The 22,092-nt window shown below is 59.6% G+C and carries 20 protein-coding genes; 12 read left to right on the top strand and 8 right to left on the bottom strand.

All coding sequences use genetic code 11. The features are described from left to right. Positions 1 to 10: 10 nt before the first annotated feature. On the top strand, positions 11 to 607 hold the full coding sequence (locus tag KGA81_RS10810; RefSeq protein WP_223545789.1) for a MarC family protein: 597 nt from the start codon (positions 11 to 13) through the stop codon (positions 605 to 607). Between the two features lie 28 nt (positions 608 to 635). Here KGA81_RS10810 and KGA81_RS10805 read toward each other — a convergent pair whose 3' ends face one another. From KGA81_RS10805 to KGA81_RS10775, 7 genes are all read right to left on the bottom strand, one after another. Beyond that, the gene (locus tag KGA81_RS10805; protein ID WP_223545788.1) at positions 636 to 1,298 is read right to left on the bottom strand and encodes a hypothetical protein; all 663 of its coding nucleotides are present in this window, start codon (positions 1,296 to 1,298) and stop codon (positions 636 to 638) included. Positions 1,299 to 1,351: 53 nt separating this feature from the next. Further along, positions 1,352 to 2,167: a hypothetical protein gene (locus tag KGA81_RS10800; RefSeq protein ID WP_223545787.1), complete on the bottom strand. Its 816-nt coding sequence runs from the start codon at positions 2,165 to 2,167 to the stop codon at positions 1,352 to 1,354. Between the two features lie 191 nt (positions 2,168 to 2,358). Continuing rightward, a complete protein-coding gene (gene cobJ, locus KGA81_RS10795) occupies positions 2,359 to 4,056 on the bottom strand; it encodes a precorrin-3B C(17)-methyltransferase (RefSeq protein WP_223545786.1) in 1,698 nt (565 codons plus the stop codon). Beyond that, complete coding sequence (locus tag KGA81_RS10790; protein ID WP_223545819.1) at positions 4,056 to 4,787, bottom strand: precorrin-2 C(20)-methyltransferase; 732 nt, start codon at positions 4,785 to 4,787, stop codon at positions 4,056 to 4,058. The genes cobJ and KGA81_RS10790 overlap by 1 nt, the downstream gene beginning before the upstream one ends. Beyond that, entirely contained in the window at positions 4,787 to 5,413 is a 627-nt protein-coding gene (locus tag KGA81_RS10785; protein WP_223545785.1) for a precorrin-8X methylmutase, read from the bottom strand. The genes KGA81_RS10790 and KGA81_RS10785 overlap by 1 nt, the downstream gene beginning before the upstream one ends. Further along, positions 5,406 to 6,728: a precorrin-3B synthase gene (gene cobG / locus KGA81_RS10780; RefSeq protein WP_223545784.1), complete on the bottom strand. Its 1,323-nt coding sequence runs from the start codon at positions 6,726 to 6,728 to the stop codon at positions 5,406 to 5,408. Before cobG ends, KGA81_RS10785 begins: the two co-directional genes overlap by 8 nt. A gap of 99 nt (positions 6,729 to 6,827) precedes the next feature. Further along, the gene (locus KGA81_RS10775; RefSeq protein ID WP_223545783.1) at positions 6,828 to 7,502 is read right to left on the bottom strand and encodes a hypothetical protein; all 675 of its coding nucleotides are present in this window, start codon (positions 7,500 to 7,502) and stop codon (positions 6,828 to 6,830) included. A gap of 214 nt (positions 7,503 to 7,716) precedes the next feature. On the opposite strand from KGA81_RS10775, the gene cbiE reads away from it, so the two are divergent. The 10 genes from cbiE (at position 7,717) to KGA81_RS10725 (ending at position 16,767) form a co-directional block, all read left to right on the top strand. Beyond that, the gene (cbiE, locus tag KGA81_RS10770; protein WP_223545782.1) at positions 7,717 to 8,928 is read left to right on the top strand and encodes a precorrin-6y C5,15-methyltransferase (decarboxylating) subunit CbiE; all 1,212 of its coding nucleotides are present in this window, start codon (positions 7,717 to 7,719) and stop codon (positions 8,926 to 8,928) included. Next, complete coding sequence (locus KGA81_RS10765; RefSeq protein ID WP_223545781.1) at positions 8,921 to 10,018, top strand: cobalt-precorrin-5B (C(1))-methyltransferase; 1,098 nt, start codon at positions 8,921 to 8,923, stop codon at positions 10,016 to 10,018. Before cbiE ends, KGA81_RS10765 begins: the two co-directional genes overlap by 8 nt. Next, positions 10,015 to 10,731, top strand: a complete 717-nt coding sequence (locus tag KGA81_RS10760) for a cobalt-precorrin-6A reductase (protein ID WP_223545780.1) — start codon at positions 10,015 to 10,017, stop codon at positions 10,729 to 10,731. The genes KGA81_RS10765 and KGA81_RS10760 overlap by 4 nt, the downstream gene beginning before the upstream one ends. Before the next feature lie 201 nt (positions 10,732 to 10,932). Continuing rightward, on the top strand, positions 10,933 to 11,235 hold the full coding sequence (locus tag KGA81_RS10755) for a type II toxin-antitoxin system RelE/ParE family toxin (RefSeq protein WP_223545779.1): 303 nt from the start codon (positions 10,933 to 10,935) through the stop codon (positions 11,233 to 11,235). A gap of 3 nt (positions 11,236 to 11,238) precedes the next feature. Continuing rightward, on the top strand, positions 11,239 to 11,529 hold the full coding sequence (locus tag KGA81_RS10750) for an addiction module antidote protein (protein WP_007994260.1): 291 nt from the start codon (positions 11,239 to 11,241) through the stop codon (positions 11,527 to 11,529). 99 nt (positions 11,530 to 11,628) lie between these two features. Continuing rightward, entirely contained in the window at positions 11,629 to 12,027 is a 399-nt protein-coding gene (locus KGA81_RS10745) for a DUF2946 domain-containing protein (RefSeq protein WP_223545778.1), read from the top strand. 47 nt (positions 12,028 to 12,074) lie between these two features. Next, the gene (locus KGA81_RS10740) at positions 12,075 to 12,554 is read left to right on the top strand and encodes a copper chaperone PCu(A)C (protein ID WP_223545777.1); all 480 of its coding nucleotides are present in this window, start codon (positions 12,075 to 12,077) and stop codon (positions 12,552 to 12,554) included. A 21-nt stretch (positions 12,555 to 12,575) separates the two neighbouring features. Beyond that, a complete protein-coding gene (locus KGA81_RS10735; RefSeq protein ID WP_223545776.1) occupies positions 12,576 to 13,019 on the top strand; it encodes a DUF2946 domain-containing protein in 444 nt (147 codons plus the stop codon). A gap of 103 nt (positions 13,020 to 13,122) precedes the next feature. Continuing rightward, positions 13,123 to 15,240, top strand: a complete 2,118-nt coding sequence (locus KGA81_RS10730; RefSeq protein WP_223545775.1) for a TonB-dependent copper receptor — start codon at positions 13,123 to 13,125, stop codon at positions 15,238 to 15,240. Between the two features lie 147 nt (positions 15,241 to 15,387). Next, entirely contained in the window at positions 15,388 to 16,767 is a 1,380-nt protein-coding gene (locus tag KGA81_RS10725; protein ID WP_223545774.1) for a PepSY-associated TM helix domain-containing protein, read from the top strand. 138 nt (positions 16,768 to 16,905) lie between these two features. On the opposite strand, the gene KGA81_RS10720 is transcribed toward KGA81_RS10725, so the two are convergent. Beyond that, positions 16,906 to 20,283 carry a DUF4329 domain-containing protein gene (locus KGA81_RS10720; RefSeq protein ID WP_223545773.1) on the bottom strand — a complete coding sequence of 1,126 codons (3,378 nt, stop codon included), beginning with the start codon at positions 20,281 to 20,283 and terminating at the stop codon, positions 16,906 to 16,908. 389 nt (positions 20,284 to 20,672) lie between these two features. On the opposite strand from KGA81_RS10720, the gene urtA reads away from it, so the two are divergent. Further along, positions 20,673 to 21,938, top strand: a complete 1,266-nt coding sequence (gene urtA / locus KGA81_RS10715) for an urea ABC transporter substrate-binding protein (protein ID WP_090328640.1) — start codon at positions 20,673 to 20,675, stop codon at positions 21,936 to 21,938. Positions 21,939 to 22,092: the final 154 nt, after the last annotated feature.

The following is a 22,092-nucleotide window of genomic DNA, read 5'->3' as shown; positions in this document are numbered from 1 at the left end:
GCCCGGCACCATGCTCCATGTGTTGTTCAGCGTTTACCTGAAGATGCTGGTGCTCTATAGCCCATTCTTCGTGTTGTCCTGCTTCATCAGCCTGACCCGTGGTTATTCGCGCAAGGAACAGCGTCGGCTGGCCTGGAAGGTAGCGCTCGCCACCTTGGTCTCCAGCGTGCTGCTGTACTTGTTCGGCCGAGTGATTTTCAGTGTTTTCGGCATTACCGTGGACGCATTCCGCATCGGCGCAGGCAGTGTCCTGTTCATCTCGGCACTCGGGATGGCACAAGGCAAATCGGCGGTACAAACCGACAACGTGCAGCAGGATGTGACCATCGTCCCGCTGACCATTCCGCTGACGGTCGGCCCCGGCACCATCGGTGCCTTGCTGGTAATGGGCGTGAGCCAGCCGCACTGGGATGACAAACTCACGGCCATTGTCAGTATTGCCCTGGCCAGTTTTACCGTGGGCGTGGTGCTGTATCTGTCCGGTCGTATCGAGCGCATTCTTGGCGACCAGGGGCTGCAGATCGTCAGCCGGTTGATGGGGTTGTTCGTGTGCGCTCTGGCGGCACAGATCATTTTCACCGGCGTGAAGGGGTATCTGGTGCCCTAATGGCCATGGCTTTCGAGCCCGCCCTTTTTCAAATCAATTCAATGACCTGTTCCTGGCGTCGACTCCCCAGCAATGAAATGACTGTCGCCCGGGACAGGTCGTAATCCTCCTGCTCCACGAGTGCCTGATAGCCACTGACGGTCAGGTTTGCATTTACTTTTTGTCGGCTGAAGCGCTGCGCTGCAAGATTGCCCGCAACCGGCTCGCCATACTCGAAGGCCATCGTGAAGACGCTCATGCGGGTGCCCGCCGACATCACGCCCACCTGCAACCGTATCCACCGTTCTTGCTGCAAGGTATGCCGGCGCATTAACTCATTCGGTGCTGAAGCCGAATCCTGGCGTGACAGTCGTTCCAGGCTTGCCAGCAGCGACCTTGATGCCGCAGAAGGCACTACCTGCCCCGCGACCCGCTGCAACAACTCACTCAAAGTAAAACTGTCGGGTAGCGATACCGGAATGCTGACATGGGTATCGCTGAACAAGGTCGCGCCCAACGTCCTGACGGCCATCTTGTTCGCTTGCGTCCAGTCGTCAATCGCCCTGAAGTCGGGGAACTTATTAGAGGCCACCGTGTGCGCGTAAAGTAGTGCGTCCAGGCCATCCTGCCTGTCTGGTCCGGTCAACTCGTCCTCCACCAGAATCAGGCTGCCTGCACACATGCAAGTTGTGAATTTAAAACCCGTGTTCATTGATTCTTTCCCGTCAAAAAATCAGAGGCTTGTGCCTCTGATTCTCATGAGACTCAGACTGCGCCAAACTCATAGGTGAGTGCTTTTTGACGGTGTTCGGCCAATGCTTTCAAGAGCAATGGCTCGACCATCAAGTAGTCCTCTTCATCCATGTGCATGGTGGCCGCGCCGTTGTAGATCTCGACACTGGATGTACTCCACTCCATAAACAGCACTTTGGTCGGCTGCGCTTTGGCGAAGTACTGGACAGCGGCAATGGCCATGGTGATATCGCCGTCAGCCCCCTCAAGAGCAGTCGACATGCAGAAGTTCCCACCCTCGGCTTTTTTCGAGTTGTTTTCGAAAAGCCTCAGTGCCTCAGGCTCACTCTTCAACGCCTCCATGGTCTTATCGGCCACTTTGGACAGTACGCTGAGTGCTGCCGCGCCTTTGCTGACGGCAGCGCCCACCGCAGCATGAAGAACTCCCAGCGCTACATTATCCATGGTCAGTTTTTGGGAGGACGCTCGATAGCGATTGTAAGGTTCACTAAAAGCAAACCAGCCCGCCAACTTCATCAATCTCATGAACTCATTGTAACGTTGTTCTTTCTGACTGGCTGCCGGATATTTAAGCAAGGCCACCAGGTCTGCATACATATAGGTATTCTTTACTATACGTTTGCTACGCTTGGACATGCCCTCATCAAAACCGGCAATACCCGTTCCCATGATCGCGGCATTCAACTCATCTTTGTCGATGGGCAATTGTGCAGCGGAAGACGCCGTAAACGAGCGTACTTTCGGCAATTGAGCAATAAACTCATTACTCTCTTCAATTAACGCAATACGTTCGACAGCATCCATTTTCTGATTGGCAACTTCAGTCACTTTATTGATTCCCTTCAAATTAATTAAACGCCACTGGGGCGTGACATCAAACTAACGCCACCACCGGAGTTAATCAAACGACAAGGAATTCAATTAATTTCAGAAACAACAATTAAAGCTAGTCCAAAGCTTATATAACGACCAACTTCCTGGCGTTGAACGCGACCCGGACGGGCCGCGTTCAATCATGACTAAGGCTTCACGCCATACCAACGTGGCGTGTAGACCCAGTCCCCGCCTCCGGCGCGTGGAAAAACGCAGGTCAGGGATGAGCCGATCAACACCATGGTGCGCATATCGACCTGATCTGGCGACAACTGGCCAAGGGTTGTGACCCGTAGCGTCTGCCCTGGACGCCCGATATCCCGGCCGAGCACCACTGGCGTCTCAGGCACGCGGTGCCGGGCGACGATGTCCAGTGCCTGACCCAATTGCCACGGACGAGAGCGCGAGATCGGGTTGTAGAAGGCCAGCGCCAGATCGGCTTGAGCGGCCAGGTCCAGGCGTTTTTCGATGATTGCCCAGGGTTTGAGGTTGTCCGACAGCGACAGCACACAAAAGTCATGACCCAACGGTGCACCGGCCTGGGCCGCTGTTGCCAGCGAGGCAGACACACCCGGCAGGATTTCAAGGTCGACATTGTGCCAATGGGCATCAGTGGACTCGTGAAGTGCTTCCAGCACCGCAGCGGCCATGGCGAAAACCCCAGGATCCCCTGAAGAAACCACCACCACCGAACGCCCCTGGGCCGCCAGTTCGAAAGCGTGACGGGCGCGTTGCATCTCTTCGCGGTTGTCAGTGCAATGCAGCACCTGATCGGCGCGAAACGGCCCGGCCATGCGCACGTAAGTTTCGTAGCCCAATACGTCGTTGGCGCGGGCCAGTTCAGCCTTCACTGCCGGCACCATCAGTTCCGCGGCGCCAGGCCCCAGACCGATCACGGCCAGGCGTCCGCGAGGCCGGCCAATCTGCAACGGATCCCGTGGCTGAGCGGTCACCGCGATGGCCAGCGTATCGTCGCCATGAAGACTGACGGACTCACCGATAGCCAAGCGCAGGCGCTCGCCGAGATCACCCTCGGCACTGGTAAAACGTAGCGGTACACCCAATTCAAGCGCGGCTTCCCGCAGCCCTGGGCTGGCCATTTCGGTGTCGGCGGCCAACAGGCAGGCGAGAGACTGCACGGCGATTCTTGCCTGATGCAACGCCTCGCGGATCGCCCCCGCCACATTCACCAGGCCAGCATCAACAGCGACCACCACATTGCGCGGGTAGATCAACAATTCGTTGGCGGCGGGTGCCCGTTCGGCATGACCGACATGCACCGCCAATCGGGCCTGTGCATCTTCGGGCAACTGTGCCTGCGCCAGCCACGGGGCCTCACCTTCGATGCGCACCGTTTCGCCGGCCAGCAGATCGGAAACGAAGCGCTTGCCCAGTTCCAGATCGCCCAGGGCATAACCGCTGGGCGGGTTGAGCAGGCAGGTGCCGAAACGCAACTCACCGCTGGTGGTGATCGCCGCAGCGACTTCAAGCGCAACGGCAATTTCCCGCGCCATCACATTCACCCCGCCGAGGCCGCCCAGCAGTGGCACCACGGCGCTGCCGTCTTCAGCCACCGCCAATACCGGTGGTTCGGCGCCTTTTTCCAGCAACAAGGGCGCCAGCGTGCGAATCACGATCCCGGCCGCGCACAGGGCAATGATCGGCGTGCCCTGCTGATAGAGTTCGCGCAGAGTCGCGCCGAATTCGTGATAGACCCGATCCGCACCTTCGACCCGTCCGGCCAGGCCGAGGATCAGGCCTTCGGGGTACACCTGCTGGATGCTGCGCGCGGTAGCGAGGCTGCCATTGCCGAGAATGACAATCGCCGGAACTAAACGGGTCATCAGCCTTGCCACCTTTCGCCGGGAACGATGATCAACGAGAAATACGGCGAGGACATCGGCTCGACCTGATCCAGCGGCACGATCTTCTGATTGGCCATAGTCGCGCGTTCGACGTACAGCGCACGCTCGGCCAGGCCGAGCTCTTCCAGCACCTGGCGGACCTTGGGAAAGTTGCGCCCCAGTTTCATGATCACCGCCGCATCGGCATCGGCCAGGCGACGCTTGAGTTCGTCGTGCGGCAGCACACCGGACAACACCGACAGACTCTGATTGCGATATACCAGCGGTGCACCGAGTACCGAGGCGCCGCCAAGCATCGAACACACACCGGGCACGACTTCAGCCTGGTAACGTTCGGCGAGCCGGTCGTGCAGGTACATGTAGGAGCCGTAGAAGAATGGATCACCTTCGCAGATCACCGCCACATCACGGCCCGCGTCGAGATGCGCGGCCAGTTCTTGCGCAGCGTCATCGTAGAAGTCGCTGATCACCTGCTCATAGGACAACGGTGCCGGCAAGGCTTCGGTGGTCACCGGGTACACCAGTGGCAACAAATTCTGTGCGTCTTGCAGGTGTGATTCGATGATGCCGAAGGCGTTGCCCTTCTTGCCCTTTGCCACGAAGTACGCCACCACCGGGGATTCGCGCAGTAAACGCAGGGCCTTGACGGTAATCAGTTCCGGATCACCGGGGCCGACGCCGAGGCCGATCAAACGTCCAGGTTGCTGCATCATTCGATCTCCGTAGCGAGGGCATTGACGGCGGCGGCGGCCATGGCGCTACCGCCCAGGCGACCCTGCATGATGACAAAAGGCACGCCACGGCTGTCAGCCGCCAGCGCTGCCTTGGATTCGGCGGCGCCGACGAAGCCCACTGGAAAACCAAGGATCAGCGCCGGTTTCGGCGCACCGGCGTCGAGCATTTCCAGCAAGTAGAACAGCGCCGTCGGCGCATTGCCGATGACCACCACGCTGCCTTCCAGGTGCGGGCGCCACAATTCCAGCGCAGCCGCTGAGCGGGTATTTCCCAATTCACGGGCCAACTCCGGAACGCTCTCATCGCGCAGGGTGCAGATCACCTGGTTGTTCGCCGGCAAGCGTGCGCGGGTCACGCCCTCGGAGACCATCCGCGCATCGCACAGGATCGGCGCACCGGCCGCCAGCGCATCGCGCCCCGCTTTGCCCGCGCCTTCGGAAAACTGCAAACCGTCGATGGCCTCGACCATGCCGCAGGCGTGGATCACACGCACCGCGAGTTTCTCCAGATCGGCCGGGATGCGGTCGAGGTTAGCCTCGGCGCGAATGATCGCGAAGGAGTTGCGATAGATCTCCTGACCGTCGCGGATGTAATCAAGCATCAAGGGGGCTCCGTGAGCGGGCGTCGAGCAAGGCCGCGACCGCTTCAATAGTAAGGTTGCGTGCGTGCAGCGCGCCGAAACCCGGCTGCGCTGCATCGCGTAAATAGAGATCGTAGTGACCGGGGGCGACGGCCAGCAAGGTGACGGGCGCCGTATGCGCCGCGGCGCAGGAACGTGGGCAACCGCTCAAATGTACGTTCGGCGCTTGTCCGTGACGCTGCAGCAATTCGGTCAATTTCAGGGCATCACCCTTGGTCTCGGCCACCCCCTTGGCACATCCGTTGGAACCGGTGCAGGCAATCAACCGGGACAATGGCTGATCGGTTTCGCACTGCAAGCCCAGATATTGCAATTGCCGAATGACCTCGGCAGCGTTTTTCGCGTGGACGTTGGGCAGCAGCAGGCTTTGCCAGGGTGTGAAGCGCAGACTGGAATCACCGAACTCGCGGGACAGTTGCGCCACACCCCGCAGCATCGTCGGATCCAGCCGACCCAGCGGCGGGACAGCCCCCACATAGACAACACCAGGCTCGGCCTGGGGATGTGCGCCGATGTGCACATCACTGGCGCCCGAAACCCGCTGCCAACCGACAACCGCTTGCATCGATACTCGCTCAGCCAGCCGAAGCAGAACGTCCTCGAGCGAATACCCGGTCAGTAGATGGCGCATCCGCGTCTGCTCGGGGCGCGCCAGTTCAAGGAACAATTCAAGGACCGCGACCACCAGCGCGTGCCCGTCGGCCAGCGCAACCGAACCGGCGGGGCTGTCCGTCGGGCATCCCGCCAGACCGAACGCGAACCGTCGTTCACCGTATTGTTCAAACGCCGAGAGCCACAGGTCATGGGGATGTTCGAGCATTGTCAGGTCTTCACCGCCATCAAGCTGCACGGCGAACTTGGCACTGAGGTCGTGGAACGCTTCGTGGCCTTGCAGCGTGGCGAGGATCTGCCCTGCCAGCGGGCGAGTGTCGAACAGCATGCGCCGATCGATCCCGGCGCCGGGGCTGAGCATCAGGTTGCGCACATCGTCACCAGCCGCCGTGCGCGGCCCCAGATCGGCAGCCAACAGACTGTCGACCAACGCCGCTTGCTCACGGCCAATGCCGCGGATCTGCAGGTTGGCCCGGTTGGTCGCCTCGATCGCTCCGCTGGCGTAACGCTCGGCCGCAGCCGCCACGGCCTCGGCCTGGAGGCTGCTGATCGAACCACCGTTCAACTTGATCCGGCAGATGCCGCCATCCAGCGCCGGCACAATACGCAGTAACCCCGGGCAAGCCGAGGGGCGTAAGGCAGCGGACAGCGGACGTTCGTTCAAGGCGGACCCGTTCAGGTGGAGAGGCAGTTCACGGCGAAAGTGCGCGGTATTATGCCTGCTTTGCTTCACCGCATGAAAAGACTCCGGTCGGAATGCTCCTCAGGTCGTCAGTGCGATCTCGCGCAAGCGCATGGCTTTCACCGCCTCACTCAGGGTTTCACGGTACTTGTTCATCTCCCGTGGTTTGGCTGAGAAGCGTCGCACCCGGATATCCAGTTGCGCTTGCGCAGACTCCACCTCCCAGAACAGCACACTGGTGTTCCAGTTCCAACTGAGCAAGCGAACATGGGTGACCAGTATTTCAAGTTCGCCGGTGCGGTTGTACTCGGCCGGCAAAAAGCGAAAATCCCCCGACTGACGGGCACAGGACGTCATCAATTCCAGCGCTGGTCGATTGTGTTCGAGTTGGCCGAACGCTTGCTTGATCAGGCTCAATTTCGCTCGGCTCACCTGCGTCGACAAAGCGTTGGACCAGGTGTCCACCAGACTGCCTGTGTGGTGGCTATCGATGACGATCACCGGTTGATGCTCCAGGCTCCAGCCGACCGACCAGAGCCCCCCTGAATAGAGCTCGAACCATTGCGCCGGATCCCGCTCGCGGTCATGACGAAGATCAGCACGATTTTCCGCCCAGCGCATGCTGTTCTTGATGTACTGCTTGTCCTCTCGGGACAGACCGTGAAAATAGGCCAGCAAAGTGTTGTCGAGCACAGCGGCATCCAGCCCCCGAGGTGAACCGGCGCTGCGATGTGGGTCATTAAAGGTTGTGTCCATGATGGGTTACCTGCCTTCCTGGCATGGGTTGATTGAACCTGAGGACTTGCGCACCCAGGCGACTGCCACCCTAACAACAAAAAAATCCCGGCTAAAAAAACATCATCAACATTTCATGTCCGGCCATCTTTGTCAGGGAAGAGAAGGCAGTCAGCTCAAGGAACCCGCGCTATCATGCCGCCCAACAACGTGGAACGCGTGATTGAGGAACGGCATGACACCCTGGCTGACGGTAGTAGGCATCGGCGAAGACGGTTTCAAGGGCTTGGGCAAAAACGCCCGGCATGCACTGTTGCGCGCCTCGAAGATCTTCGGCGGCCAGCGACATCTGGATTTGCTCCCGCCGTGCATACGCGGCGAGCGCCAGCCGTGGCCAAGTCCCTTCTGCCTGGAGTCGCTGCTGGCGCACCGTGGCGAACCCGTCTGCGTCCTGGCCAGTGGCGACCCGATGTTCTTCGGCGTCGGCGCCAGTCTCGCCCGGCAATTGCCCAGCGAGGAGATGCTGATTCTGCCTGCTCCCTCTTCCTGCTCGCTGGCCGCAGCACGAATGGGTTGGCCCTTGCAGGACGTAGTCACCCTTTCGGTGGTTGCCCGGCCCGTCGCCGCACTCAACGCCCACTTGTCCAGTGGCGTGCGCTTGCTGGTGTTGAGCAACGACGGCCGTAGCCCCGCCGCTATCGCGGCCCTGTTGCGCGAACGTGGCTTTGGCCCTAGCCGTCTCACCGTGCTGGAACACCTGGGCGGTGAAGCCGAGCGGCGTATCGACGGTATCGCCAGCGACTGGAACGATCCGTTGATCGCCGACCTGAATCTGATCGCCATCGAGTGCGTTACCGAGCCGAACACGCTGCGGCTGTCGCGACTGGCCGGCCTGCCGGACTCGGCCTTCCAGCACGACGGCCAACTGACCAAACGCGATGTGCGCGCCATCACCCTCGCGCGCCTGGCCCCGGTCCCTGGCGAACTGTTGTGGGACGTCGGCGCCGGCAGTGGCTCGATCGGCATCGAATGGATGCGCGCGCACCCCAGTTGCCGTGCACTGGCCATCGAGGCGGATGCTGTCCGACAAACGTTGATCGAACACAACCGCGATGCGCTCGGCGTTCCCGGCCTGCAACTGGTTCGCGGCAGTGCGCCGCTGGCCCTCACCGGGCTGGAACGGCCGGATGCGATTTTCATCGGCGGCGGTGTCACCCGCGAAGGCGTGCTCGACACCTGCTGGGCCGAACTCAAACCCGGTGGCCGGCTGGTCGCCAACGCGGTCACCCTGCAAAGTGAAATGACCCTGATGGCCTGGCGCGAGCAACACGGCGGGGAGCTGACGCGCATTCATATCGCACAAGCACAACCGCTGGGCGACTTTGACACTTGGCGCCAGGCCTTGCCGATTACCTTGCTGGTCGTGACGAAACCTTTCGATGCGTGACGAAACCGCCGAACACCCCGCACCACTGCGCAGCGGCCTGACCACCGGCAGTTGCGCCACGGCCACCAGCCTCGCCGCCGCACGCCTGCTGCTGGGTGGTACATCGGCCGACGCGGTGGAGATCGTGTTGCCCAAGGGCAAACAGGTGCAGATGCGCCTGGAGTTCTGTCGCCTCACCGAGGACGGCGCCGAAGCGGGAACCCTCAAAGATGCCGGCGACGATCCGGATGTGACCCACGGTGCCCTGCTCTACACCCAGGTGCGCCTGAGTAGCGAACCCGGGACTCGCTTCAAGGCCGGTCGCGGCGTGGGCACAGTGACCCGGCCCGGGCTGGTGCTGGGTGTCGGCGAACCGGCGATCAACCCGGTGCCGCGCAAAATGATCAGCGAACACCTGGCCCGGCTGGCCGACGAACTCGGCTACAGCGGCGGCTTCGAGGTCACGGTCAATGTCGAGAACGGCGAGGTGCTGGCATTGAAAACCATGAACCCGCGCCTGGGCATTCTTGGCGGCTTGTCGATACTCGGCACCAGCGGCATCGTCCGGCCGTTTTCCTGTGCGGCCTACATCGCCTCGATCCACCAGGGCATCGACGTGGCGAAAACCAACGGTTACCTGCACATCGCTGCCTGCACCGGCAACGCCAGCGAAGACACCATGCGCCGGGTCTACAACCTGCCGGAAATCGCCCTGATCGAAATGGGCGACTTCGTTGGCGCCGTGCTCAAGCACCTGCGCAAAGTACCGGTGGAAAAACTCAGCCTGTGCGGTGGTTTCGGCAAGATCAGCAAACTGGCGGCCGGGCACATGGATCTGCACAGTCGCCATTCGAGCATTGACCTGCCGCAACTGGCGCTATGGGCGGCGCAGGTCGGCGCCGATGCGGCGTTGCAGCAGAGCATCCGCGAGGCCAACACCAGCCAGCAGGCACTGGCCATGGCCGCTGCAGCCGGGGTCGCCCTGGGGGATGCAGTCTGCCGACACGCCCTGGATTTTGCCCGCAGCGTGGTACCGGCGCAGGTTCAGGTGGAAGTCTTTGCCATCGATCGCCAGGGCGGGATCGTTGGCCATGCGGGAGCCTTTCAATGAAGCGCATCCTGTTGCTCGGTGGCGTGACCGAAGCCATGGCCATTGCCCGCACGCTGGGGCCGCAGCATATCTATAGCCTGGCCGGTGTCGGTCGGGTACCGACCGATCTGCAATGCCAGGTTCGCGTCGGTGGCTACGGTGGTGCCGAGGGCCTGGCGCACTTCATTGGCGATGAAGGCGTCGATCTGCTGCTCGATGCCACTCACCCCTACGCCGCCCAAATCAGCCAGAACGCTGCGACCGCCGCACGCTTGAGCGGTATTCCCTGCTGGGCGCTACGGCGTCCGGCCTGGCAAGCCCAGGCGGGTGATGACTGGCGGGAAGTCAGCGATTGGGCCGAACTGATAGACACCTTGAAGCCCTTCCGACGACCGCTGTTCACCCTCGGGCGGGAGCCTCTGCAACACCTGCATGAAATTCCGGCGGAGCAATTCTGGACCCTGCGCGCACTGGATCTGTATCCGGGCAACGAGCGCTGCGAAGTGATCGGCGCACGGGGGCCATTCCTGATCGACGATGAACGTGAGTTGTTCGAACGGCGAAACATCGACGTGCTGATCAGCAAGAATAGCGGCAGCACGGCCACCGAGCCGAAGCTGGAAGTGGCGCGTGAGCGTGGGGTGCCGGTGATTGTCCTGAAGCGCCCCGAATTGCCAAGTGTGGAACAGGAGTTTGGCTCGGTGGCAGATATGCTGGATGCCCTACAGATGTAGGACTATTCCTGAGACCTGTTAAATCCTGTGATTCCACTGGCAACAATCCCAGACATAGCTGGCTATCTACTCTAGGGCCTCAATCCTATAGTTCACCTCCTCCTGAACCAATCAAGCGCACCCAACATCCACAGGGATGAATGGTCTCGCCCAAAGGAAAGTGCCGCTTGCCACCCTGTATCCCAAGGAATACGATTCAATATGGTCGAATTTGAGCGATCCCAAGTATTTGCTGACTGGCTCAACTCACTGAGGGACACCACTGGCAAAGCTCGAATAATCGCCAGACTCCGGGCAGCCGAGTATGGAAATTTTGGTGATTGTGAATCTGTAGGTGCTGCGGTTTATGAGATGCGCGTTCACTACGGCCCAGGCTACAGGATGTACTTCACTCGTAGAGATGAGGTGATTTACTTGCTGTTGATCGGGGGTGACAAGTCGACTCAAAAACGAGATATCAAACGTGCTATTCAAATGGCACACAATATCGGTAATGAGGAGTAAATCATGGCCGAACAATTTACCCGTTTTGATGCCGTCGAGTTTCTCAAAACGCCGGAGGAAATGGCGGCGTATCTGGATGCCTGCTTTGAAGAAGACGCCGGAGACGGCGTGCTGATACGTGCAGCGCTCAACGATATCGCCCGAGCAAAGGGCATGACACAAATCGCCCGTGATGCCGGTCTGGGGCGCGAGAGTCTTTACAAAGCGCTGAGCAGTAGTGGCAATCCGGAATTCGCGACTATCATGAAAGTCATGAAAGCCTTGGGTCTGCGCTTGCATGCCATCGCTGTCTGATTACGCTGCGACACCAAACCGCACACCGTCTTTTTACTTATCGGCCCTGATCAGGCTAAATAGCCCGCGCCTGATCACCCACCCAAACGGATTTGTCCCATGTCCCGACAACGGCTTGCAATTGCCTGGATAGCCTGCTTCGCAGTGCTGTTCAACATGCTCGCCATGCCGGTGTCCGGAGCGATGGCACAAACGGCTAACACACCTGCCGAACAGTTGTTGTGGGGCAGCTTCTGCAGTTCCAGCGGCACCAGAATGGTGGCGATTTCCATCGGGGACCTTGAACAGAAAACCCCGAAAAACGACGATCATTCCAACATGCAGCATTGCTGGTGCTGCTCCGGTTCTGCGCCATTGGTGGCGTTGCCAGGGCATTCGCCACAGCTGTATTTCGCCCGCTTCGAATCCAACCGAAGCCTGCCCGCCACCTCCCTCGAAAGCCCGTCACCGCGCCAGCAATGGCCGAGTCTCAACCCCCGGGCTTCCCCTCTGGTGTGATTTTTTCTCGCAATTGACTGCGTTTTAAATCGTTCCGGAGAACTGCCATGTTGAACAAACTCATCGTTCTGGCTGCGTTGCTGCTGCCTGCCTGCTTTGCCAATGCCCACGAATACAAGGTCGGCGAACTGGAAATCGCTCATCCGTGGTCCCAGGAGTTGCCACCCAATGCGCCCACCGTTGCGGCGTATTTCGTGATCAGCAATAAAGGCACGACCGACGACCGCCTGCTCAGCGTCGACACCCCCATTGCGGGCGAAGCGCAATTGCATGAGCACGTGATGCAAGGCGACATGATGAAAATGCAGCACGTACAGAATGTGGAAGTGCCCGCCGGAGACGAGGTCACTTTCGCGCCGATGGCCTATCACGTGATGTTGCTGGACCTCAAGGACCGCAGCCTGCTCACTGACGGCAAGCGCTTCCCCATGACGCTGCACTTCGAGAAGTCCGGTGACGTGACGGTCGAAGTCGCGGTGCAGAAGCAGGCGCCGGATACCATGCAAGCGCACGTGCACAAGCCTTGATCGCCTGAGCTGAAAACGCCCATGCGCCCGCTTAGCGCCAGGTCATCCAGGCCACGCAGTCAAGCATTGAGCCTGACACGCGGCAGCTGGATCAGCCTGTTCGCCATGCTGATGATCTTTATCGGTCCGCTGATCTCTCAGTCGATGCCGATGGATTCGCGCGCCATGTCGATGAGCATGCCTACGGGCATGAGCATGGACATGTCGGCGATGGAGCATGCCGACCACGGCACGCAAACCGCCGCCGAGCATTGCCCACCGGCCCCGGGTCAGCATGTGCTCTGGGAGAAGTGCGGCTATTGCAGCCTGCTGTTCAATTGCCCGGCGCTGACCGGTGGCGTGTCTTTCGCCAACTTCGTCATCTCGCCCGTCAACACATTCACCACGCCCTCCCCACGCCTGGGCCATGCCCGGCAAACCTTCTTTCCCGGCGCCCGTACCCGCGCCCCGCCCGTCGTCGCGTAAACACTCACTTCCGATTTCACACGGTCCGCAAGACAGCCCGCTCCCACAGGGACAGCTTCAGGCTGCCGACCGTGTCGTTTACGACTGCTCGATGGAAATTGTCATGTCCAGGTTTTCTGCTGTCCCGTGCTTGAGCCCTGCCCAAGCCTCTTATGCCCTGAATGAATCCGGCGTTCGTTTCAGGCATGCCACCGCGATCCTGTGCGGTGCATTGCTGGCGCCCTCTGCACTCGCCGATGAGCATGCCGATCACAGTGAAGAACTGAGCCCGACAGTGATTACCGCCGTTGCCCCCAGTTCACCCTTGACCATCGTCACCAACCCCAAGGACCCGCGCCAACCGGTGCCGGCCAGCGACGGTGCCGATTACCTGAAAACCATCCCGGGCTTCGCCATGGTGCGCAATGGCGGCACCAATGGTGACCCGGTGCTGCGCGGCATGTTCGGTTCACGCCTGAACATCCTCACCAACGGCGGCATGATGCTCGGCGCTTGCCCGGGGCGGATGGACGCCCCGACCTCCTACATCTCGCCGGAAACCTACGACAAACTCACCGTGATCAAAGGCCCGCAAACCGTGCTGTGGGGGCCTGGCTCTTCGGCCGGCACTATCCTGTTCGACCGCGAACCGGAGCACTTCGGCGAACTCGGCACACGGGTCAACGCCAGCGTGCTGGCCGGTTCCTACGGCCGCTTCGACAAACTGGTGGACGCTGCCGCCGGTGGCCAGTCGGGTTACGTGCGGGTCATCGGCAACACCGCGCACTCCGACGACTACCAGGACGGCAACAACGACACGGTCGCGTCGCGTTATGAAAAATGGAACGGCGATGTGGCCGTCGGCTGGACGCCGAATGCCGACACCTTGCTGGAGCTGACCGCCGGGCGTGGCGATGGTGAAGCCCGGTACGCCGGGCGCAGCATGGACGGATCACAGTTCCTGCGTGAGAGTCTCGGCCTGCGCTTCGAGCAGTCCAACCTCGGCGAGGTGCTGGACACGGTCGAAGCGCAGGTCTACTACAACTACGCCGACCACGTGATGGACAACTACACCCTGCGCACGCCGTCCGGTACCGGCATGATGGCCGGCCCCATGGCCTCCAACGTCGACCGCCGCACCCTCGGCGCGCGGATCAAGGCCACATGGCGCTGGGCCGATGTGCAACTGATCAGCGGCATCGACGCACAGACCAACGAACATCGCCAGCGCAGCGCCATGGGTGTCGACACCTACAAGGACCTGCCGTACACCAAGGATGCCGACTTCCATAACTACGGTGTGTTCGGTGAAATGACCTGGTACGCCGCCGACCGAGACCGCCTGATCAGCGGCGCACGCCTGGACCGCGCCTCGGCCAAGGATTTTCGGCAGACCACCGGCTCGGGCATGATGACCCGCCCGAATCCAACTGCCGACGACACCCGCGCCGATACCCTGCCGAGCGGCTTCATCCGCTACGAGCATGACCTTGCCGACAGCCCGACCACCTTGTATGCAGGCCTCGGTCACACCCAGCGATTCCCGGATTATTGGGAGCTGTTTTCACCCAAATCCGGCCCCGCCGGTTCGGTGAATGCCTTCGATTCGATCAAACCGGAAAAAACCACCCAGCTCGATTTCGGCCTGCAATACAAGACCGAAGACCTCGAAGCCTGGGCCTCGGCTTACGTCGGGCAGGTGCGCGATTACATCCTGTTCAACTACACCCCGACAATGATGGGTACGACCTCGCAAGCCGAAAACATCGACGCGCGAATCATGGGCGGCGAACTGGGCGCCGCTTACAACTTCACCGACAACTGGAACGCCGACGCGACCCTGGCCTACGCCTGGGGCAAGAACCGCAGCGATGGCAATCCGTTGCCGCAAATGCCGCCACTGGATGCCCGTTTCGGCCTGACCTACAGCGAAGACAACTGGAGCGCCGGCGCACTGTGGAGAGTGGTCGCCGCGCAAAACCGCATCGACCTGAACAAGGGCAACGTGGTCGGCAAGGACTTCGACAAGACGCCGGGCTTCGGCGTGTTCTCACTCAACGGTGCCTATCGGATCAACAGCAACTGGAAGGTCAGCAGCGGCGTCGACAACCTGTTCGGCAAGGCTTACGCCGAACACTTGAACCTGGCCGGCAACGCCGGTTTCGGCTACCCCGCCAATGACCCGCAAGCCATCAAGGAACCGGGGCGCACGCTCTGGACCAAGGTGGACATGAGTTTCTAAAAAGAAAAATCAAAAGATCGTCCGAACGCGGCCCGAGCCTTCGACAGCTCCTCCATTGGAGCACGTAAATGCTGTAGGAGCTGTCGAGTGAAACGAGGCTGCGATCTTTAAAAAAACAATTTGATTCGCCAATGCGGAGCACGCTTGATGAAACAGCCCAAAGTGAATTTCTACAACCTGGCCTGGCGCTGGCATTTCTATGCCGGATTGTTCGTGGCGCCATTCATGGTGATGCTGGCCCTGACCGGCACCCTCTATCTGTTCAAACCGCAGCTCGACTCGCTGATGTACAACAGCCTGCTCAACGTTCCGGCCGGTCATCACACCGTCCCGGCCGACGACCTGCTGACACGGGTGAAAACGGCTTATCCACAAGGCCAGGTCACCCAGTACCTGCCGCCGGTCAACGCCGAGCGCAGCGCGCAGTTTGTCGTGCTCAACGATGGCAAGGAGCTGAACGTTTTCGTCGACCCCTACCACGGCGACATCCTCGGTGAGCAAGACGCCAAGAAGAATCTGCAAGCCATTGCCCGAGCGATTCACGGTGAGCTGATGATCGGCACTGTTGGCGATCGTCTGATCGAACTGGCCGCCGGTTGGGGCGTGGTGCTGGTGGTGTCCGGGATTTTCCTGTGGTGGCCGCGGGGTCAGGCGGCAGGCATCTTGTGGCCGCGCCTGAACAGTCGTGGTCGCGTATTGTGGCGTGACCTGCACGCCGTCACCGGGTTCTGGGGCGCGTCCCTGCTGCTGGTGATGCTGCTCAGCGGCATGACCTGGACCGGCTTCTGGGGCAAGCAATACGCCGAAGTGTGGAACGTGTTCCCGGCGGCTATGTGGGATGACGTGCCGACGTCCGATATCGAGGCGCGTAGCCTCAACTCAGCCACCCGCCAGACCGTGCCGTGGGCCATGGAAAACACGCCAATGCCGATGTCCGGCGACCACGCCGAACACATGGCCCACGACGGTGCATCGGCCGGCCCGGCCACGCCGACCATCAGCCTGCAAGGCGTACAAAACATCGCCAACGAACGCAAGGTCGAACCGGGTTACAGCATCACCCTGCCGACCACCGCGACCGGCGTGTTCACCATCGCCGTGTTCGCCGACGACCCGCGCAACGACGCCACGCTGCACATCGATCAATACACCGGCAAGGTCCTGGCCGATGTTCGTTTCGAGCACTACGGCACCGTCGCCCGCGCCACGGAAATCGGCGTGATGCTGCACGAAGGCAAGATGTTCGGCACGTTCAACCAGATCGTCGTGTTGCTGATCTGCCTGATGATTTTGCTCAGCGCGGTCAGCGGCGTGGTGATCTGGTGGAAGCGCCGCCCCCAAGGAAAACTTGGCGTGCCGCCGCTTCGCCACGACCTGCCGAAATGGAAAACCGCGATGGTGATCATGTTCACCATCGCGGTGGCCTTTCCATTGGTGGGGGTTTCGCTGGTGGCGGTGTGGGTGCTGGATCGCGTGCTGCTGTCGCGTTTTACCCGGCAGACTGAATCGGCTTCGTCTTCATCTTGAAACAGGCGAGATGCGCGGAGCTCAATGGGCAGTAAACTCCCCCGCGCGTCTTCCTCTCGCATTCAGGGTGTCCTTTCGGGCCCCTTCGTCAGGCTGATCAGCCCCAACAGCAGCGGTAAGACCAGGCTCGCGCCTGGCCTACAACTCATCCCGTGCAGGCTTCTCGAAAACATCGGGGCCTTGTTGGCGTGTTACCTTCCAATCGCGCGCCAGATGCCCGGCCTGACGCCAATAAAACGCGGCAAGCAACACCTCCAGATTGCCGATCTCGGCCAGCCGGGAAATAAACTCTTCGGTAGACGATACGGTGATCCACTTACCGTCGACAAGTGGCAGCTGACTCGTCTGCAGAAATTTCTTTTCTACTGACGAATAATTCGGCGTGTACTTGAGCAGTGCGCCATAGCGAGTCGAATAATAGTAAGCCGTAATATCAAACCCTTTGGCTTTCAAGGCATGTGTATGTGCATAAATCAAGCTCGGTGACGGGAAGCTCGTGTAGGCCTCTGCGGAGTTATCGGCCAAGTGTGTATCAGACGCCGGAAAGAGTTGATGCCCCGCCATAAACCGGTAACCGTCAGGAATTCGTGGCGGGCGATTTCCAGACGTCGTTGAGACATCGCTTGCCGTGCGGAAGATGCGGTCAGCGATGTCATCGGGGTACCCCGGATCGGCCAAAGGCTCCAGCGCAATGTATGAATGAGTGCTGGACTGAGCCAGGATCGCACTGGCATGCACTGACGCCTGGTCATCAGTACTTCCCGCTCGTGAATGCGCGTAGCGGGCGGCATCGTCGGGATGGTGGAACACAGGCCCCATGGCCAGCTCGGGATTGTCGGCCCATCGCTCATTGGCGGGCGCAACGGACATACGCGGGGTCCAGTCCTGGCCCACTACACCGAGGCGAGACCAGTAGCTGCTGGCCAACAGAACCTCCAGCGTTCCAAACCGGGCCATTCGTCGAATATAACTGTCCAGCCTGAAAGTGCCTTCATTGATATCACCCCAGTCACTCAACGCCTGCTCAAACGTCGCAAACGGGTTGTCGCGTAGTTCGATCTGGCCGAATCGGTCCGTGTGCGGCTTCGGATCGAAAGAATTAAGCTGCAATCGCAGCAAGGCACCATCGGCGCAGGAAAAATAAATCGGTCTATACCCTTGGGGGGTCCGGACACTTTCCCGCGCGAGATTCACATCCATAGGCGAAAAAAAGTGTCGATAGTCATGATCTGGCAAGATTTGCGTCACCTGCGCAGCACACAGATAGAGCCCGCGGGTGATGTATTGGGTGACGAGTGAAGAAAGAAAGGTTGCAGGAAAAACGCGGTCAGGGGCCAGTTTTGAATCCTCTACCGCGATGGGCAAACTCGCGATAAAGGCCCCCCCACGGGCGTAGCGAAGGATGAATCCAAAACTCAACGCGTAACGGTTCCCCGCCCGCTCATGGGCGAAGCGTGCAGCCCCCGTTTCTTCAACGAACACCGGGCTGTAAGCCGGCTCAGCCACGGCCTTGGTATATCCAGTGGTTGCGGGGGCCACCGCAAATGGCTCGAACTCTGTTACTGCTCGAGCCGGCCCCCAGAGAGCGCTGCCCACGACCACTTGCAGAGAACCGCGCCTTGCCAGTGTTTTCACCCAACTGGTGGGTGTCAGCCAGCCCGAATTGAGCTTTTCTTTAACTTTTGCAATCTCCCGACCGGGAGCCGCGGGTCCTTCGGACAGTGCAACGGCCAAATCATTCATGAACTGTGTCCAAAAGCCCATCCGATAGCGGATTATCGATCCGTCAGGAGCAAACAGATAATCGTCGATCTGCCGGGGTTTACCTGCGGCAACATTCACCGAAAGCATATTGCGATAGACCTGTTTGTCGACTTCCGACAATACGATGGGCAACTCTCGAAGTACCCGCGAACGATAACGGGCAACGACGCTGCAGCCTGCCGGAAACTGACCGTAAGTGCGGCTTTCTTTCGGAAAAACCCACTCGTCATCAAAATCCTCGCGGGAAATCACGATCGGGACGGTTGCCACAAAAAAACCATCAGGGCGCTGCAGAATCAAGCCACCAAATGCCCTTGCACTGCCTGAAGGCAGTTGCTCCCGGGCGTAAATGGCGGCGTCATTGGCGTTGGTGAAGACCGGACCAAGCATGCGACGTTGCAGGTTCATGCTCGGCATCCAGAATCTGCCTACCGCACCGTGCCTGTCCCAGCACAGACTGGTGCGCAATACCTGCAACTCACCGCTGTTGGCAACCTCCCTGACAAAACCGGTTGACGTCATCGCACCATTGGACAGTTTGCTTTGAATATCCTCCAGCCCCATGTTTGGAGTGTCGTTATCGAAAAGCTTGGTGTTCTTGTGGGCGACATATTTCAGAAGCGCTCCATCCTGACTCGATATATAGAGGGGAATGCTCGAGTTCGTTTCGACGTTGGGATATTTTTTTGAGTTGTAGAGCACGACAAACAAATCGGTAGGCACGATGAAGTTTTCCGCCAGCCACTTGTTTGCCGGACTGGATAACGCTTTGACTGATTGACGCACGTAAAAATATGAATGGACCTGGAACGATTCCGGATAAATGTATTGGTGTACGCTGGTTCTAGCGAACAAACTTCTCAGAGAAAAAAGCTTGTCTCTTGTATCACTGACACTGACGGGGACCAATTCGGAGGCGATATATTCTTGTTTACCCTTTTGTTTGAGAATAAATCCAAACCAGGTCTGCTCCACATCCGAATTGCCCGCATAGACTGAATGGCGGTCGAGCGCGGCCTCATCCGCCGACTGGAAAATCGCACCAAAAGCTACTCGTTCCGGCACTGTCCGTTCCCACGGACCAACGATGATGTCCTGCGTCATTTTCCCGGGTTTCCAGCGTCCATTGCTGACAAGGACCTGCAAGTCCCCACAAGCGGCCGTTTCCCTGGCCAATTTGCCGGGTTTGACGACACCTTTCTCATAGTTCAAAGCCAGTTCGCCGGGCGCTTTCGGTGTACCCAGTTGTTCAAGTAACGCAGCGGAGCGGGTGCTGTCAGGTTTGAACATGATCAAACTGTCCTCCGCTCCCGACAGGTAGACCGGTACATCGTCTGCAAGTACGTGGCGCAACTCGTCGATACTGAACATCATCAAGCTTTTCGCAGCATCATCACGTGTCCAATTCAAGATATGCACATGCACTGGGTCGAGCATCGACAGTGCCACGTGAGAGCAGAAGAAACCGTGCAGGACGTGATTCTCGGGATATACCGGCGAGCCCTTTTCGCTCACCGGATACAGTTCACGGGGATCATGCCAGCCCCGTCCCCGCTCTATTGGTTCAGTCACCACGAACCGCTGATCATTGCGCCTGAAAATACAAGCGACATATTCGCGGTCACGCCGAATACCGACCTGCTCATGAGCAAAACGCGCAGCGTCGTCTGCCGAAAGAAACGCTCGGCTAAGTGAGGGAACCGGAATCGGCTGGTGTGACGGCGATTCCCTTCCGCTAGTTTGATCATCCATGAATAGCTCCTGTAAAAAGTGTTGTCTTCAGTCCCCCTTACTCTGCCAGTCTGGAAAAACTTGCTGCGGTACATAGTTACCGCAAGGGTTTCCTGGTAGATCACCTTTTCGGCCGCTGCTATATCCCAACATCATCGTGACGGACAATTCGCTTTCGCGAGCAAGCTCGCTCCTGCAGTGCGAGACAATATCTGCGCCCCAATGTGGCGCGCATCTTCGCACCAACGCGCCAGTCGCGATCCTTCATGGTGCGCTGTCCACACCGCGCAACCGCTCTGATACGACATTTCCTTGCCCTTGCCCGACCGGGCACAGCCCTTGCAAAACACACCTTCAGTCGTCCGCATCTGCCAACCATAAAAAACTTTAACGTTCATGGAGATCGCACAATGAAGCGTCGCAGTTTGATCAAGGCTTTCACACTCTCGGCAAGCATCGCCGCGATGGGCATGACCTGGACTGTCCAGGCCGCCGAGACCATCAAGGTCGGTATTCTGCATTCGTTGTCCGGCACCATGGCGATCTCCGAAACGTCGCTCAAAGACATGGCACTGATGACCATCGACGAAATCAACGCCAAGGGCGGCGTGAACGGCAAGATGCTGGAACCCGTCGTGGTCGACCCGGCGTCGAACTGGCCGCTGTTCGCCGAGAAGGGCCGCCAACTGCTTACCCAGGACAAGGTCGCTGTGGTGTTTGGCTGCTGGACCTCGGTGTCGCGCAAATCGGTGCTGCCGGTGTTCGAAGAACTCAATGGCCTGCTGTTCTACCCGGTGCAATACGAAGGCGAAGAGATGTCGCCAAACGTGTTCTACACCGGCGCCGCGCCGAACCAGCAGGCGATCCCTGCCGTTGAATACCTGATGAGCGAGGAAGGCGGCAGCGCCAAGCGCTACTTCCTGCTCGGCACTGACTACGTCTACCCGCGCACCACCAACAAGATCCTGCGTTCGTTCCTGCACTCCAAGGGTGTGGCCGACAAGGATATCGAAGAGGTCTACACCCCGTTCGGTCATAGCGACTACCAGACCATCGTCGCCAACATCAAAAAATTCTCGGCGGGCGGCAAGACCGCGGTTATCTCCACCGTCAACGGCGATTCCAACGTGCCGTTCTATAAGGAACTGGCCAACCAGGGCCTGAAAGCCACCGACGTTCCGGTCGTGGCGTTCTCGGTCGGCGAAGAAGAACTGCGCGGCATCGACACCAAGCCACTGGTGGGCAACCTGGCGGCGTGGAACTACTTCGAATCGGTCGAGAACCCGGTGAACAAGAAGTTCGTCGATGACTGGAAAGCCTACGCGAAGAAACACAACCTGCCGGGCGCCGACAAGGCGGTGACCAATGACCCGATGGAGGCCACTTATGTCGGCATCCACATGTGGGCGCAAGCGGCTGAAAAAGCCAAATCCACCGACGTCGACAAAGTCCGCGAAGCCCTGGCCGGCCAGACCTTTGCCGCGCCGTCCGGTTACACCCTGACCATGGACAAGACCAACCACCACCTGCACAAGCCGGTGATGATCGGCGAGATCCAGGCCGACGGTCAGTTCAACGTGGTGTGGCAGACCGAAGGGCCAATCCGCGCCCAGCCGTGGAGCCCGTTCATCCCGGGTAACGACAAGAAGCCGGAGTATGCGGTGAAGAGCAACTGAGTCATTGGATGTCGGGCCTGAACGTAATTCTGTGGCCCGACACAATTCCCTGTGGGAGCGAGCTTGCTCGCGATGACGGCGGCACATTCAACATCACTGTGACTGAACGACCGCTATCGCGAGCAAGCTCGCTCCCACAATGTCCGCGTCAAGG

The organism is Pseudomonas sp. A-B-19 (assembly GCF_019947515.1).
GTDB lineage: Bacteria > Pseudomonadota > Gammaproteobacteria > Pseudomonadales > Pseudomonadaceae > Aquipseudomonas.
Note: the sequence above shows the minus strand (reverse complement) of the source record. Positions and strands in the feature narration are given on the sequence as shown.

Bases quoted from the DNA above. Each gene is read 5' to 3' on its own strand.
- KGA81_RS10810 (WP_223545789.1), top strand. From the start codon at position 11: ATGCTCCATGTGTTGTTCAGCGTTTACCTGAAGATGCTGGTGCTCTAT.
- KGA81_RS10805 (WP_223545788.1), bottom strand. From the start codon at position 1,298: ATGAACACGGGTTTTAAATTCACAACTTGCATGTGTGCAGGCAGCCTG.
- cobJ (WP_223545786.1), bottom strand. From the start codon at position 4,056: ATGACCCGTTTAGTTCCGGCGATTGTCATTCTCGGCAATGGCAGCCTC.
- KGA81_RS10790 (WP_223545819.1), bottom strand. From the start codon at position 4,787: ATGCAGCAACCTGGACGTTTGATCGGCCTCGGCGTCGGCCCCGGTGAT.
- KGA81_RS10785 (WP_223545785.1), bottom strand. From the start codon at position 5,413: ATGCTTGATTACATCCGCGACGGTCAGGAGATCTATCGCAACTCCTTC.
- KGA81_RS10775 (WP_223545783.1), bottom strand. From the start codon at position 7,502: ATGGACACAACCTTTAATGACCCACATCGCAGCGCCGGTTCACCTCGG.
- cbiE (WP_223545782.1), top strand. From the start codon at position 7,717: ATGACACCCTGGCTGACGGTAGTAGGCATCGGCGAAGACGGTTTCAAG.
- KGA81_RS10765 (WP_223545781.1), top strand. From the start codon at position 8,921: ATGCGTGACGAAACCGCCGAACACCCCGCACCACTGCGCAGCGGCCTG.
- KGA81_RS10760 (WP_223545780.1), top strand. From the start codon at position 10,015: ATGAAGCGCATCCTGTTGCTCGGTGGCGTGACCGAAGCCATGGCCATT.
- KGA81_RS10755 (WP_223545779.1), top strand. From the start codon at position 10,933: ATGGTCGAATTTGAGCGATCCCAAGTATTTGCTGACTGGCTCAACTCA.
- KGA81_RS10750 (WP_007994260.1), top strand. From the start codon at position 11,239: ATGGCCGAACAATTTACCCGTTTTGATGCCGTCGAGTTTCTCAAAACG.
- KGA81_RS10745 (WP_223545778.1), top strand. From the start codon at position 11,629: ATGTCCCGACAACGGCTTGCAATTGCCTGGATAGCCTGCTTCGCAGTG.
- KGA81_RS10740 (WP_223545777.1), top strand. From the start codon at position 12,075: ATGTTGAACAAACTCATCGTTCTGGCTGCGTTGCTGCTGCCTGCCTGC.
- KGA81_RS10735 (WP_223545776.1), top strand. From the start codon at position 12,576: ATGCGCCCGCTTAGCGCCAGGTCATCCAGGCCACGCAGTCAAGCATTG.
- KGA81_RS10730 (WP_223545775.1), top strand. From the start codon at position 13,123: ATGTCCAGGTTTTCTGCTGTCCCGTGCTTGAGCCCTGCCCAAGCCTCT.
- KGA81_RS10725 (WP_223545774.1), top strand. From the start codon at position 15,388: ATGAAACAGCCCAAAGTGAATTTCTACAACCTGGCCTGGCGCTGGCAT.
- KGA81_RS10720 (WP_223545773.1), bottom strand. From the start codon at position 20,283: ATGGATGATCAAACTAGCGGAAGGGAATCGCCGTCACACCAGCCGATT.
- urtA (WP_090328640.1), top strand. From the start codon at position 20,673: ATGAAGCGTCGCAGTTTGATCAAGGCTTTCACACTCTCGGCAAGCATC.